11 protein-coding genes are annotated in these 13,080 nt (G+C 57.9%); 8 read left to right on the top strand and 3 right to left on the bottom strand.

Going from position 1 to position 13,080, the window contains the following annotated elements; translation table 11 throughout:
* Positions 1 to 113: 113 nt before the first annotated feature.
* The 3 genes from EG885_RS05350 to EG885_RS22655 all read left to right on the top strand — a co-directional run bounded on the left by EG885_RS05350 (position 114) and on the right by EG885_RS22655 (position 2,776).
* Entirely contained in the window at positions 114 to 1,988 is a 1,875-nt protein-coding gene (locus EG885_RS05350; protein WP_131573448.1) for a ParB/RepB/Spo0J family partition protein, read from the top strand.
* Positions 1,989 to 2,049: 61 nt separating this feature from the next.
* The gene (locus EG885_RS22660; RefSeq protein ID WP_165571045.1) at positions 2,050 to 2,226 is read left to right on the top strand and encodes a hypothetical protein; all 177 of its coding nucleotides are present in this window, start codon (positions 2,050 to 2,052) and stop codon (positions 2,224 to 2,226) included.
* Between the two features lie 406 nt (positions 2,227 to 2,632).
* Complete coding sequence (locus tag EG885_RS22655) at positions 2,633 to 2,776, top strand: hypothetical protein (protein WP_165571044.1); 144 nt, start codon at positions 2,633 to 2,635, stop codon at positions 2,774 to 2,776.
* A gap of 48 nt (positions 2,777 to 2,824) precedes the next feature.
* Here the strand turns inward: EG885_RS22655 and EG885_RS05340 are convergent, their stop codons facing one another.
* Positions 2,825 to 3,454, bottom strand: a complete 630-nt coding sequence (locus EG885_RS05340) for a hypothetical protein (protein WP_131573446.1) — start codon at positions 3,452 to 3,454, stop codon at positions 2,825 to 2,827.
* A gap of 777 nt (positions 3,455 to 4,231) precedes the next feature.
* Between EG885_RS05340 and EG885_RS05335 the strand changes: the two genes are divergently transcribed.
* The gene (locus EG885_RS05335) at positions 4,232 to 5,119 is read left to right on the top strand and encodes an ArdC family protein (protein WP_131573445.1); all 888 of its coding nucleotides are present in this window, start codon (positions 4,232 to 4,234) and stop codon (positions 5,117 to 5,119) included.
* Positions 5,120 to 5,285: 166 nt separating this feature from the next.
* The gene (locus EG885_RS22650; RefSeq protein ID WP_165571043.1) at positions 5,286 to 5,450 is read left to right on the top strand and encodes a hypothetical protein; all 165 of its coding nucleotides are present in this window, start codon (positions 5,286 to 5,288) and stop codon (positions 5,448 to 5,450) included.
* A 793-nt stretch (positions 5,451 to 6,243) separates the two neighbouring features.
* Here EG885_RS22650 and EG885_RS05330 read toward each other — a convergent pair.
* Together EG885_RS05330 and EG885_RS05325 are read right to left on the bottom strand one after the other, a co-directional pair.
* Positions 6,244 to 6,984: a hypothetical protein gene (locus EG885_RS05330; RefSeq protein WP_131573444.1), complete on the bottom strand. Its 741-nt coding sequence runs from the start codon at positions 6,982 to 6,984 to the stop codon at positions 6,244 to 6,246.
* Entirely contained in the window at positions 6,974 to 7,741 is a 768-nt protein-coding gene (locus tag EG885_RS05325; protein ID WP_131573443.1) for a ParA family protein, read from the bottom strand. The genes EG885_RS05330 and EG885_RS05325 overlap by 11 nt, the downstream gene beginning before the upstream one ends.
* Positions 7,742 to 8,452: 711 nt before the next feature.
* Between EG885_RS05325 and EG885_RS05320 the strand changes: the two genes are divergently transcribed.
* The 3 genes from EG885_RS05320 to EG885_RS05310 are packed head-to-tail and all read left to right on the top strand — an operon-like array spanning position 8,453 to position 13,080.
* Positions 8,453 to 9,031, top strand: a complete 579-nt coding sequence (locus EG885_RS05320; RefSeq protein WP_131573442.1) for a helix-turn-helix domain-containing protein — start codon at positions 8,453 to 8,455, stop codon at positions 9,029 to 9,031.
* Positions 9,018 to 11,072: a relaxase/mobilization nuclease domain-containing protein gene (locus EG885_RS05315; RefSeq protein ID WP_131573441.1), complete on the top strand. Its 2,055-nt coding sequence runs from the start codon at positions 9,018 to 9,020 to the stop codon at positions 11,070 to 11,072. The genes EG885_RS05320 and EG885_RS05315 overlap by 14 nt, the downstream gene beginning before the upstream one ends.
* The gene (locus EG885_RS05310) at positions 11,065 to 13,080 is read left to right on the top strand and encodes a type IV secretory system conjugative DNA transfer family protein (RefSeq protein WP_131573440.1); all 2,016 of its coding nucleotides are present in this window, start codon (positions 11,065 to 11,067) and stop codon (positions 13,078 to 13,080) included. Before EG885_RS05315 ends, EG885_RS05310 begins: the two co-directional genes overlap by 8 nt.

Genomic DNA, 13,080 nt, shown 5'->3' with positions numbered 1-13,080 from the left:
TTGGACGCCGCTTCCTGAACCAGCACGGGGTCATTTAAGACCTCTCGCCTTGCCCTCCCCTCACAGGGGGCAAGGCACCAATAACCATAACCGTCGCAAAGAGGAATACCACCATGAAAAACGAAATCATCGCCGCCGCCATGATCCAGTATTTCCCGCTGGCCGATCTTTATGTGTCCGATCTGAACCCGCGTCAGGATGCCGACCCAGAGGGGATCGACCTGCTGGCAGACAGCCTTGCCATGATCGGGCTGATCCAGAACCTGTCCGGCACCGTCGATGCCGAAGGCCGCGTTGGGATCGTCGCCGGAGGCCGCAGGCTGCGCGCAATTGCCCGCGCCGTCGAGCGTGATCCGACCGTCACCGCGAAGCACCCGGAACTGGCCTCTATCCCCGTCCGGCTTGCCCCCGACGAAGCCACCGCGCGGGCATGGGCCAGTGCAGAGAATGCAGCCCGCGAGGACTTGGCACCCGCTGACGAAATCCGCGCCTATGGCCGGATGAAGGATGCAGGCGCGGACGTGTCCAGCATCGCCCGAAGCTTTGGCAAGACAGAGGCCCATGTCTATCGCCGCCTTGCGCTGGCGGCTCTGCCCGCCCCGGTTCTGGACGCCTTGAAGGCGGGGCAGATCAGCATTGGCATGGCAAAAGCCTTTACCGTGTCCCAGGACGAGGCCCTGACCTTGCAGGTTCTGGCCGAGGTGACGGGCCGCGACGTTTCGGAACACCGTATCAAGCAGGCTTTGCAGCCCGAGGCGATCAGCGGCACCGATCGCCGCGCCCTGTTCGTTGGTCTGGACGCTTACGAGGCAGCGGGCGGGCGGATGAACCGCGACCTGTTCAGCGATAACATTGCCCTGCACGATGGCGACCTGCTGGCCCGCCTGTTCAGCGACAAGCTGGCCGAAGAAGCCGCGAATGTCGGGCAGGGTTGGAAGTGGGTCGAGGTGATGGCCGACAGCTATATCCCTTATGGGACGACCGAGAAGCTGGACCGCATCTATCCCGTGCCGGGCGTCCTGACGGAGGAACAGGCAGAGCGTTACGACGAACTGGCGGAACTGGCCGAGGGCGACGTTCTGGACGAGGCGGGCCAAGCCGAATTGGCCAACCTGACGGCGATCATGGACGGCGGCTATACCGATGCACAGCGCGCCGTCGCGGGGGTCTATATCTATGTTCGCAATGACGGCACCGTGGGTGAAACCGCCGCATGGGTCCGGGCCGAGGACAGGGCGGACGCCATCGAGGCAGGGGTTCTGACCGGCCACGCCGCCACCCGCCACGGCGGGGGCAGCATCGAGGAAGCGCCCAAGTCGCCTTATTCCGGGGCATTGGTGGACGACATGAAAGCCGTGCGGCTGGCGGCGATTCAGACGGCCTTGCTGGACAAGCCGGAAATGGTCTTTGACCTGCTGGCCTTCGGCCTGTCGCTGGCATCGGGCGTTACCACCAATGTCTTTGATCTGTCGCCGGGGCGTCCGAATAACCGCCCGACCAAGGACGAGGGATTGCAGGTATCCGACCGCCTCACCCATGCCCCTGCGGGCCATGAGGCATGGAGCCGCCCGGAACTGCGGGTGGACGATCTGGCCCAAGCCTTCCGCGACTTTGTTGCGGCTGGAAAGAAGGCCCGAAATGCAGCGCTGGTCGAGGGCGTGGCGCGCACCCTGCCCTATGGCGCAGGCAGCGCGGATTTCTTCGGGCTGATCGAGGCCGACGCCGGGGCCGGTATCCGCAAGGTCTGGACGCCCACAGCCGAGAACTTTTTCAGCCGGGTCAGCGCCGATTATCTGGACAACCTGCATCTGGACCTGACAGGCTGCGATCCACAGGGCAATGGCTTCAAGGCATTCAAAGCACAAAAGAAAGCCGAGAAAGCCGCCGGGATGGAGCGTCTGTTCAGCGATGCCGACTATCAGCGCGCGTGGCAGCTCGATGCTGAAAAGAAGGCCCGCATCGACGCTTGGACCCCGGATTGCTTCTGATCGAAACGAAGGGGCGGCTTGCGCCGCCCCTTCCACCGCCACCCTGACGGGAGAATTGCCGATGCTGCTATATATCGCCACCTTCTGGGACAGCACTGTCTGGACCGATCTTCATACCGACCCGCTGTCTTTCAAAGATGCTCAGGACAAGATGATGACCGCGATGCTTGAAGGCCGGGGCACCACGCGCCTGCGCCTCGCAACGCCCCCCGAGATTTCCGCCGCCGCTGATCTTTAGCGACCGGCCCCGCCATCCTTCTGCGACGAAGGTTAGACTGGCCCCGCTTCGGCGGGGCCTCTTTTTTGATCGACGCCGGGCATCTGATTTGACCTGGCGCAGCCGCCGCCTTCAGCGACCCCCGCGCCAGGCCCGGCCCTTCGGGCCGAGCCTCGCCTTCGGCAAGGCATAAAAAAGCGGAAGATGCGCCGCATCTTTGGTTCTGAAGCGGAGCCGCAGGCGAACGAAAACCGTTCAACTGCACTTTTGCCTGAACTTTTGGTCTTCCATCTATCCTCATCCACCAGAGGTTGTATGAATTTGTCAGAATTTCCTTGGGACGGTTGTGACCATGCTTGCACCACGCGATTTAAACCAACACTGCAAAGCCGAGATCACCAGAGAAATGGTCGAGGGAATACTGTCGATGTTCAACAGAGCAGGCCAGAAAACGGAGGTTCTGACCGTTGAACTTCGGGGCAATGTGCTTTCTGTGCTGGACCCCGTAACCAACGAATACGAGGCTCTGGGGCTGGCACGCCTGCCCTCTTCGATGGCGCATCTGGCCTGAAAGTAGCTGCACTCGGCCCGCCCGATGATCGGGCGGGCCGAGCGACCCTTACGACTGGTCGTTAACGACTGACGCAGCCAGAAATGCTACGCCCATCATCGCGGGCGGAAGCGTCGAATCGACGCTTTCAAGACAAGGTTTTTGGGACCAGACGGTCACATCAACCAAATGATTTTTCCCAAACGGGACGTTCGCGATCATCGACTGGTAGTAGAGGAAGGATTTGCTATCGCTCAGAAAGACAAACTCGCTCAGCTTCAGTTTCATGTTGCTGAGGGTTTCGAGAAGATAGACCGATACTGACCGGGTATAGGGTATCTCACCGGGATGCGACATCAGGAAGACGGCAAATCGACCTTCCCATGGCATTACTGAAATCGGATTGTCGAATGCCTTTTTCTTCCAAAGCAAAATATCGGGATTATTGACAACCCCAAAGTCGAATATATTGCCTGATGCCGCCGCTGACCGAAGGTCAGACCTAGCTTGTGCCACATGGGGCTGTAAGTTTCCGTCCTTTGAAATCATCGAGGGAAACATAGCTATGGTGAAATCGCCAGCTAGGGCCTCATTTAACGCTGAAACCGCCGCTTTATGCTCTTGATAAACCCGAACGTCCTCAGGACGATCATTCATCTGAATAAAAGAGGCTGGAACTTTCAGGAATGAAGAAATCATAATGTGACCTTTAATATTTTTATCAAAGATATTATCATATAATACCGCTTAGGTTGCAAGCATTTGGGCGTCACCCTTCGGGCCGCGCCCCCGGTTCCGGCCGGCTGCACCGGCCTCCACCCGAGCTGGTCAGGGCGATGCGCCCGGCTGCGCTGCACGGTTGAATGTCTCTCCGAGCCATCCCCCCGCACACCGGTCCTGGGCGCCCTGCCCCGCCCATCTCGTCCCTGACGGGCGGGACCGCTGACGCAGGCCGCACCCGGTTGTCCAGTCGCGCGCTGGAACGACCTTGGGAGTGAAGGCGCGGGACCGGAGCAGGCCCGCGCGAGACGTCAAGGATCGAGCAAGGGCCTGTGGGCAACCGGGTGCGGTCTGGGGCAGCTGATGCAGCAGACCAGCGCCCTTTTAAAGAAGACTGAGATCCCCGCGCAGGCGCGGTGATCGCGACGCAGGGGGGATTTGGACAAGCCAAACGCCCCCTGCCTTTGTTGGGCCAGGCGCTGCGCGCCTGTCCGTTAGGGGGCCGCAAGCCCCCCACCGCAACAAGAAAATACTGCACATCCTGCGGGGCCGTGTCCTCGCCTTCGGCTGCGGGCCGCACCACCCCCTTGTCTGTTTGATTTTCTCATTGCGGCGGTCCCCCCCTGCCCTCGCCGGGAGGCAAGGTTTCAGGAGAGGGGCGCGCTTCGCGCTTCCTCGCCAGAAACCCCGCCCATTTTGGGCACCCGACCACGGCGCAAAGACCGGGCGGGACCGTCGCAAGAGAAGGGATGCCAGATGGCTAAAGCGTTCGATCTTTATCAGCACGTCACCGACAGCATCATTGCCAGTATCGAGTCCGGCACCCCGGCATGGCGCAAGCCTTGGACCGGCGAGAAGGGCGGCGCTCCGTTTCCGTTGCGCAGCAACGGCGAGCCCTATTCCGGCATCAATGTCCTGATGCTGTGGCTGGCCGCAGACGCCAAAGGTTATCGCGCCCCGTTCTGGTTTACTTATCGCCAAGCAAAAGAGGCAGGCGGACAGGTCCGCAAGGGAGAGCGTTGCGCCACGGTTGTCAAATACGGGACTTTTGAGCGTGAAGACGAGGCCACCGGCGAGGATCGCCGCATTCCCTATCTGAAATCCTACAGTGTGTTTAACGCTGAGCAGATCGAAGGGCTGGCCCCGGAATACTACGGCACCCCCGCCGAGGCCGCCCGCGACCTTGGCACCGAAGCCGACCCGTCACTTGACGCTTTCTTCGCCGCGACCGGAGCCGAGATCCGCACCAGCGACGACCCGCGCGCCTACTATGACCCTGCCGCAGATCATATCCACATGCCGCCGATTGCCACCTTTCACGATGCGGCAGGCTATTATGGAACGCTGGCCCACGAGGCTTGCCACTGGACCGGACACAGCACCCGCCTTGACCGCTTTTCGCGATTTACCGATCGCAAGGCTTATGCGTTCGAGGAACTGATTGCAGAAATCGGCAACTGCATGGTTTGCGCACAGCTTGGCCTAACCCCCGATTTTGCCCAATCCGGCGCATATCTGAAAAGCTGGTTGCGCGCGTTGAACGACGACAAGCGGCTGATTTTCAAAGCCGCCAGCGAGGCCCAGAAAGCCGCCGACCTGCTGACCAAGCGCCAGCGCGTCGAGGAAGAAAGGGCGGCTGCGTGAGCGGCCCCTTGCCCGACCTGTCGTGCCGCAAATGCGGCACGACCAATCCCCCGGTCTATCTGACACCTGTCAATGTCCGGGGAACCGGAACGTGCATCTGCATGGGTTGCGCGGAGGCAAGCGGTTGGCTGGACCGAGACGGAAACTTGAAACCGGGGATCGCGCTATGAGCTATAAAATCCGCGACGACCCGGACGACCTGCCTATCCCGTGCGCCACCTTGGCCGACGCGGAGCGGCGCGGCAGACGCCGCGCCGCCCGGATCGGATCGCCCGTTCTGATCTATGAGATAGACAGCCGGGGAGGCGAAAGGTTTGTGGGCGTCTGCTGACCCCCCCTGCCCTGCCCCTCTGTCCTGGCGCGCAGGGTGAATGTCGGGCGGGCGCGCTGGCAGCTTCGCCGCCAGCGCGCCCGCCCGAGGCTTCGCCTTACATCGCAGCGCGGCAAGCCGCGCCACATGATCCTTATGCATTTTACGCAGACGCCGCCTGACGGCGGCTTTGGGCGGCGGCTACGCCGCCGCGGGTGCGTGGGGAAAGGTGCCGCTTTACAGGATGGATTTGACCACAGCTCACTCACGTCTCTTCGCTCTATGGGGGCCGTTCCGCTCGTGATCTGCAAGCCCGTGACCGAAAGATGGCCACGGGTGGACAAATCCAGCTTGGACAGGGACGTTAGGAGAGAGATAGGCGAAATAGTAAGCAGTCCGAGAGTCTTTTAGACCTCCGCGCCGCATGTCACCGGAAACGGTGATCCAGTCTCAAGCTGCAATGTCTGACCTCCAGCGTTCAACGTAAGGTTTGAGCCACTGCGAAGGCCCTCTATTAGCGATTTCCAACTAGGCTCATCATTGGGCAGGATGCTGCCGTGTTTCATTTCAAAGGTGAATGTTGCGTCGCCCGACTGAAGCATGACTTCGCCTTCATAGTCTTTTTGTCCAAAGTCTATTCGAGCTGAGTAGATTGGAGGGATGAAGGCACCTTGGGGATCACAGATGACTTGAACCTCTATACCTTCATCCTCGTGATCGTAAATTTCGAGGCCACGAAAATCTGTCGTATGTTCCCACGCGAAGGCAGGCGAAGTTAAGGCTATTAAAGTCGCGATAGCATAACTTAGGCGATTCATAATTTCATATATTCCTTTATTGTAATGTCTAGTTTTTCAAACCAAACTGGCTCAATCTGACCTAGCAAAAGGCTGGCCCGAGAAGCATTAGCCCCTCCCCTAACCTGTCCTTCAATGGTTTTAATTGTTGTCTGTAGCACTGGCGGACCAATGCGATATGAATACTTGCCCGGTCCACTTGGTTCTGCAACCTGAGGAACGTAGCGGGGAGTGAAATTGACCGGCGGGATGCTGCGATAAGCTGCGCGAAAAACCTCAAGCAAATCTACGCCTTTATCTTCAAGTTTTTTCAGTGCCTCGACGTGGCGTGTAAGAACGCGCAGCCTTAGCGATAAATTTATAAATCCATCTGGTCTGCGGCGTGGCGGCAGGCTGAGTTCAACAAGTTCGTCTGTCTCAACACTTGCCGCCGCAATGTTGTCAGTCTTAGCCCCTTTCACGCTACTGGAGCTATTTTCTGTTTGAGAAGGACGTGTTTCAAGCTCGGAATCACTCGCACTGCCAGGCGCAATTTCTTGGACCTGTCCGGTTCCCGCGTCAGTTTCTATTTTGTCTGCGGCACTATCCGTTGCCACTGCTGGATCTTGATTTTGGCTCGACTGTTTGCGTTTTTTTTCGAACGCTTCGATGGAGTCCATCTTGAGAGTTGTGAAATCAGAGCGGTCCCTGACCGGTCTGATAACTTCATCGAAGCCCGTAGCGTCTGGACGGGTGACTTTTATTCTTTCACGAGCCATTGGTCACACTCATTTTGCGTTCTTCAAAAATGCAATTTCCAAGCAAGATGGCTAGTGCCATGGCAGCTTCAAATTGACGTAGCTTCGATTTTGACGGTCCGTCAGTTTTCTCTCCGTGCTCCTTTATGATCATACCAAGCGTTCCCCGCTCTTCTATTTCTTGGTAGATTCGCTTTTCCGGCACCATAATATCAAGCGGCTTAAGTTGGTCAATTATTTCATAATGTCTTTCAAGTTCTCTTGCGCCAACTCCAACTGGTTTGGGCGTTCCCTTCACATGAGTTAATAGCTGCGGATTAACCCGAGACATTACAACATGAAGCGGGGGTATTTTGCTTGGATCTTCCGCTCTAGCCTTCAGATCCTTGTGCCAACTGATAGTCTCTTTAGTTCTGTCGATGTCTGCTTTTGCGTTGAGGCATGGAATTATCAATACGTCTGCAACACTGGCAAGATCGACACCGAAATCCACGCCCTCGCCCTTTGTGTCGATGATGATGAATTTCACCTTATCGTCAAATTCATCGATCAAATCGAACAGGTCCCTGTCCGGAGAGACAGTTCGGACAATCAAGTTATCTTCGGCAAGGTTGTTGGTCTTACTGACTGCCCACCAGGTCAGAATGTCCTTGTTCGGGTCAAGGTCGATCACGAGGCACTTATGTCCGGCGTGGGCCATCGCAGATGAAAGTAGTTTGACGATGGTGGATTTTCCAGCGCCGCCTTTCTTGCTCATTAGTCCAATCACATTCGCCATTCGTTAGCCCCTTCAATCGCTCTGCGTCGGTCTGGTCCCGTGACAGGACGGCCCCTTGTTGCCTGTATTGTGGTGCCACGCGAGACTTTGTGTCAATAGGTAAAGTAAGGAGTAATGCAGCAGGTAATGCACTAGGTGATGCCCGGGGTTGTGCAACCGATAACGCGGTGAGTGATGCATTAGGTAATGCAATCGGCAATGCGTTAGGTAAGGTCAGAGGTGAGGTGTCGCGTAATGTAATGGATAGGGTGTCCGGTAAGGTATGCAAGATTGTTTTAGGTAATGCATCGAGTAATGTAACAGGTAAGGTATCCGGTAATGCGTTAGGTAAGGTATTCGGTAAGGTATTAGGTAAGGTATTAGGTAAGGTATTGAGATCGGTGGCGCGAAGGCTGGATATGCCCCCCCCAGCCATATCCGCACAATCTTCGGGGAGGCCGCTAATCCAAAATGGCTCTGTAATGGCCTCTGAGCGCCCTAACGGCCCGTCACCCTCATCGCCCTGCTTAAAAAACGGACTTGCCCCTCTGTCGGCCTTCTGAGGGCCTCTGAGGGCATTCTTCGGGTGCATGCTTTGCAGCACCCTCAGTCTAGGCGAATTGAACCTTACCCTCGCCTAAAAGCCGAATTCCTTGACAGTCTTCGTCTTTTAGGCGAGGGTAAGGTGATAGAGTGGCAAGAAATGCAATTGTAAGTTTTACACATTAGCCCATGGCGTCTGGATCGAAAAAGCTCACCTCTGCTGACGAGAAAAAGATCGTCGCCTCCGTTCGTGCGGGGGTGCCTGTGACGGTTCTGGCAAAGACCTATGGCGTCACGCGGCCAACCATTTACCGGGCGATCAGGAGCTTCCATGAGAAGGCTGAGGGGGTGAATGTCGGCACTGCCCATGTCTCTTTCACCGTCGATTGGAACACCCTCAAGACGTTCGATGCTGTAACGGGACGGCTTGGTCTGAAGAGCCGGGCTGACGCTTTGCGCCGAGTGTGTCAGGTTCCGTCCGCGTTTCTAGAGCCTGATCCTGACTTGGCCGATGCCCTGCGCGACGTGGCGCTGGAGCTTTCTGCCATTGGTCGGAACGTGAACCAACTGGTCGCCACCAAGAACTACGAGGTCAGGCGCGGGCAAAAGCTCAAACTGACCGGCCCGCAGCAGCAGGTTCTCAGTGATCTTTTGGATCACATCGACGGTGTGTCCGCCCAGGTCCGCGAAATGGAAGGCAAGCGCGCCTCAGAGACGTTCCGCCGCTTTGTGGCCGGGATGAAGGGGGTGGGCGATGGGACGGACTAATGCCGTTGCTGGCGTTTCCACAAAGCTCTTTGAAGATGGTTGGGACAAGATCGGCGGCGGCCGTCAGCTGTCCGGTGCCCGTCATATGGCGCGCGCTGCACAGGGGGCATCACCAGCTTTCTTCAAGATGATCCGGACCGGCGGTTGTGCCTCGAAGGGTCAGCTGTCGTCGCAGTTCAGCTATCTGTTCAGCAAGAGCGTCGATGTGCATGATTCACGCGGTCTTCTGGACGGTGAGAAGCGATTGACCCCAGAGCAGATCGAGCGTGCCGTGTCGCGCTGGACCGACGACTGGCGGGGCAACATGAACGCGGCCCGGACAAGCCACATGGTCATGTCGTTTCCGCGCGGAGCCAAGTCCGCCCATGTCAGCCTGATCGCCGGGGAAATCTGCAGGGAGAAGCTGGGCGGGCGGTTTGACTACATGATCGCGGTTCACACAGACAGCCCGAACAAGAACCCGCACGCCCATATCATCGTCAATCGGCGGGGCAGGGAGCCGGGGGATTATTTCACCCTCCGTCAGGGCACGGAATACACCTATCAGGCTTTCAAAGAGGCCATGGTGGATCATGCCGCCCGATATGGCATTCAGCTTGAGGCCACGACGCGCTTGCAGCGCGGGCATATCAATTACCCCCCCACCGATGGCGAGTGGCTGCGGGCAAAGGAAAAGGCAGTGGCGACAGGCACTGCCTTCGAGGCCCCTTCGGGAAAGCCTCGAACCGGTGACGCGCTTAGCCGTGCCACCGAGGACGTCCGCGATTGGTCCCTGCGCTATCGCGACCTTGCGAGCTACGCCTCGCAAGCAAATTTGCAGGATCTATCTACCGCATTTGAGAAGGCATCAGCCGTCCTGTCCCAGGGCGGCGTCATTGTATCCAAGGGAGACCCTTACATGTCAGTCCAAGACGATTTTGATAAAGCCGCCGACGGGCTACGGCGCGCTGTTGACGACGCAGAGGTGCGGATTGCCGACGCCGCTCCGAACCAGCGCCCCGCGATGGAGCGTAAGCTGTCCGAGGCACTGTCCTCGGTCGAACATCTGCAACCGCTTGGCACCCGGTCACGCGATCTGAGCGAGGCCGCCAGCGAGGAAGGCATCTATTCGGCGCAGAACGTCCAAGAGGTGAACACCCGCTTTGCGTTGGAAGGCCGCGACAAGCTGAGTGCTGCGTTGGACGGGACCGGCATTGATCCGGTCGAGGTCGAGGCCCGGATGCGGGTTGCCGCCAATTCCGCCGCGCTTGAAACCCGGTGGGTCCAGCAGGACTTGCAGGCTGTCGCTGATCTGCGCGGGCTTGATCTGCGTGACGACGCGCAGTTGCAGCAGGCAATCGCGGTCGTCGATACGGCCTATGACCGGGTGGCGGCAGACTATGGCGTCGATGACGCCATCTATCAGCGCGCGGCTGCACAGCGCGGTGAAAGCCATGAACAGGGCGTGAGCAATGTTCATCCCGTCACCGGGACGGAAACGGCGACGTGGGAGGAAGCGGGGTATCCTGCTAATGCCGAAGATCAGCCGATGCTGGATGACCAATCCAGCATGAGCCGGAATGACACTAACCGCATGATGCGTGACCAGCTGAATGAAGTTGGCCGGTTGGACGCAGCCTTTGACCATGAGCAGGGGGGGCAAGGCCCGGATGCCAACGCTCAGCTTGAGCGGTCGCGGGAGACGGAGGCGCTTGAATACGCCCCCAACATGTCTCTCGGATCGCGCGATGGCGCAGGCACCGATCACGCTGAACTGGCACGCTACTCCAACCCTGTTGGCGCAGAGGATGAACGCAAGCTACGCGAGGCCATCGAGCGGACGCTGACCCGCGAAGAACTGGCGGCCTTGAAGAACGGCGATGCAGAGGTTCTGCGCGGCGTCGGGGATAGAGAAGACCAGCTGACCCTTGCGCGGGATTATCTGCGCGCCAGCAACGATCCGACCGCACAGCATGGCATCGACCGTGTGAGCGACGAGCTTACCGCAGAGCGTGACCGCGTTCGTCAGGAACGTGGCCATGAGGGAGGCGGTCATGAATAAATTGCGTCTTCTTGGGGGCGTGGTGTTGTTCGCCCTGATCGCTACCGGGTTCGCCTATATCATCGGAACCGGATTTTTATCATTCCGATATGGGCTGAATGGTCAATATCTGGATTGGACCTTGATCGCGCGTGACTACCTCGCAATGCGCAATAACGATCCGCAGGCGTTTCAGATCCTCAACCTGATCTGGGGCGGGTTTATTATTCTCTCGCTTCTTTTCTCAGCCAAGGTTCTGACCGAAAGCCTAACAACATTTGGTCGTGCCCACTGGCAAAGCCGCCGTGAATTGAAAGCAAACAAGTTTTTCCAAACCCCGGGACGTGGATTTGTCGTTGGGAAAATTGGTTCGCCAAAGGGCAGGGGTAAATTCCTGTGTTCGGCCTCTTTTCCACATTGCCTGTTGGTGGCCCCAACCGGCGCAGGTAAGGGTATCAGTTTTGTTATTCCAAACCTGCTGCTGTTTCAGGGCAGTGCGGTTGTCCTCGACGTCAAAGGCGAGAACTTTGAATTGACCAGTCGTCATCGCCGGTCGATGGGGGACAAAATCTGGCGCTTTGCCCCGCTGGATTGGGATAAGCCGAGCCATCGTTACAATCCCCTCGACCGGATCAATGCGCTTCCGAACGCGGATCAGCGGCAAATGGAAATTCGGCTTCTGGCAGAACTGTTTCTGCAAACTGAGGACGATAGTGCCAAGGGCCTGCTGGACGGTGGCATCGACCTGTTCGTGGCCTGCGGTATCTTTGCGATTGAACGTGGCACTCCAACCCTGGGCGAGATTTACCGTCTGGCATCGGCAGGGGGCGACAAGCAGAAGCAATATCTGTCCTATGCCGACAAGGTGCAAAGCCCTGCCGCGCGCCTGATGTTCGAACGGCTTGCCTCGACCAATGATCGCACCCTGACGTCTTACCTGTCGCTCTTGATGACTTCGGGCCTCAGCCTGTGGTCGAACCCTGCAATTGACCGGGCGACCGAGACGAGCGATTTCAGTTTTCACGATTTCCGCCGCACACCGCAGACCGCGTATTTTGTGGCACCGCCGCATGACAAGATCAGGGCAGTTGCGCCGCTTGTGCGGCTGTTCTTCTCCGACCTGCTGTCCAGCCTGCATAGCCATCTGCCCGGCGAAGAAGAGCCGTGGCCGGTCATGATCATGCTGGACGAGTTTGATATGCTTGGCCGGATGCCGAGCGTGACAGACAGTATCAAGACCTTGCGGGCCTATGGCGGGCACCTGGCGATCGTCACCCAGACCATTCCGGCACTGGACAAGATCTATGGTGAAGACACACGACTGTCGCTTCAGGGCGGGGCAGGGGTGAAGATCTATCTAGCGCCGTCCGAGCAGCGCACGAAGTCGGAGCTGTCCGCTGCGGTCGGCAAAACCACGCACCGCGTTACGTCAAAGTCAAAAACCATCGGCAAGGGGCCATTTGCCGGGGTCAACATTTCCGAACGTAGCGAGGACCGCGATCTTCTGACAGAGGACGAAGCAGGCAGGCTGCACGAAGACACGGTAATCATCCTTGCCAACGGTCAGCACCCAATCAAGGCGCGTCGGATCAAGTATTTTGACGACAGGGTGCTAAAACCCATCTTTCTCTCGCAGAAGGGGCAGCTACCGGCACCTGATCCGAAAGACGCTGAACTCCGTGACCTGCGCGGTGATTTGGTCAGAACCACCCATCGGCTGGATGAGCTGACAGACAAGATTAAAGAGGGTCGTAAGAAGCGCAGCCGTGTCAAATCTGCTCTCAGGTCAATCGTTCTTGTCTCACCTGATGATAAAGAAAAAGCTAAAAATAATGCAGCGAAAGGTAATCCTGAGAAAACACTGCCAGTCGTAGTGAGGCGCAGGAATGCCAACAAGTCTGAAGAAAAAGCACCAGTTCTTGAATCAAACGATGAAGCGGTCAAGTTGCTTGTTCAGGCTGCATCAGACGTGAAATCCATTTCCGCAGAGGGTGATGGAGAAGGCGCGGCTGTAGAAGCAGCCCAATAA

This window comes from Paracoccus nototheniae, assembly GCF_004335005.1.
Taxonomy (GTDB): Bacteria; Pseudomonadota; Alphaproteobacteria; order Rhodobacterales; family Rhodobacteraceae; genus Paracoccus; species Paracoccus nototheniae.
This window is presented reverse-complemented; position numbering and strand designations above follow the sequence as displayed.

Bases quoted from the DNA above. Each gene is read 5' to 3' on its own strand.
- EG885_RS05320 (WP_131573442.1), top strand. From the start codon at position 8,453: ATGGCGTCTGGATCGAAAAAGCTCACCTCTGCTGACGAGAAAAAGATC.
- EG885_RS22650 (WP_165571043.1), top strand. From the start codon at position 5,286: ATGAGCTATAAAATCCGCGACGACCCGGACGACCTGCCTATCCCGTGC.
- EG885_RS22655 (WP_165571044.1), top strand. From the start codon at position 2,633: ATGTTCAACAGAGCAGGCCAGAAAACGGAGGTTCTGACCGTTGAACTT.
- EG885_RS05315 (WP_131573441.1), top strand. From the start codon at position 9,018: ATGGGACGGACTAATGCCGTTGCTGGCGTTTCCACAAAGCTCTTTGAA.
- EG885_RS22660 (WP_165571045.1), top strand. From the start codon at position 2,050: ATGCTGCTATATATCGCCACCTTCTGGGACAGCACTGTCTGGACCGAT.
- EG885_RS05310 (WP_131573440.1), top strand. From the start codon at position 11,065: ATGAATAAATTGCGTCTTCTTGGGGGCGTGGTGTTGTTCGCCCTGATC.
- EG885_RS05335 (WP_131573445.1), top strand. From the start codon at position 4,232: ATGGCTAAAGCGTTCGATCTTTATCAGCACGTCACCGACAGCATCATT.
- EG885_RS05330 (WP_131573444.1), bottom strand. From the start codon at position 6,984: ATGGCTCGTGAAAGAATAAAAGTCACCCGTCCAGACGCTACGGGCTTC.
- EG885_RS05340 (WP_131573446.1), bottom strand. From the start codon at position 3,454: ATGATTTCTTCATTCCTGAAAGTTCCAGCCTCTTTTATTCAGATGAAT.
- EG885_RS05325 (WP_131573443.1), bottom strand. From the start codon at position 7,741: ATGGCGAATGTGATTGGACTAATGAGCAAGAAAGGCGGCGCTGGAAAA.
- EG885_RS05350 (WP_131573448.1), top strand. From the start codon at position 114: ATGAAAAACGAAATCATCGCCGCCGCCATGATCCAGTATTTCCCGCTG.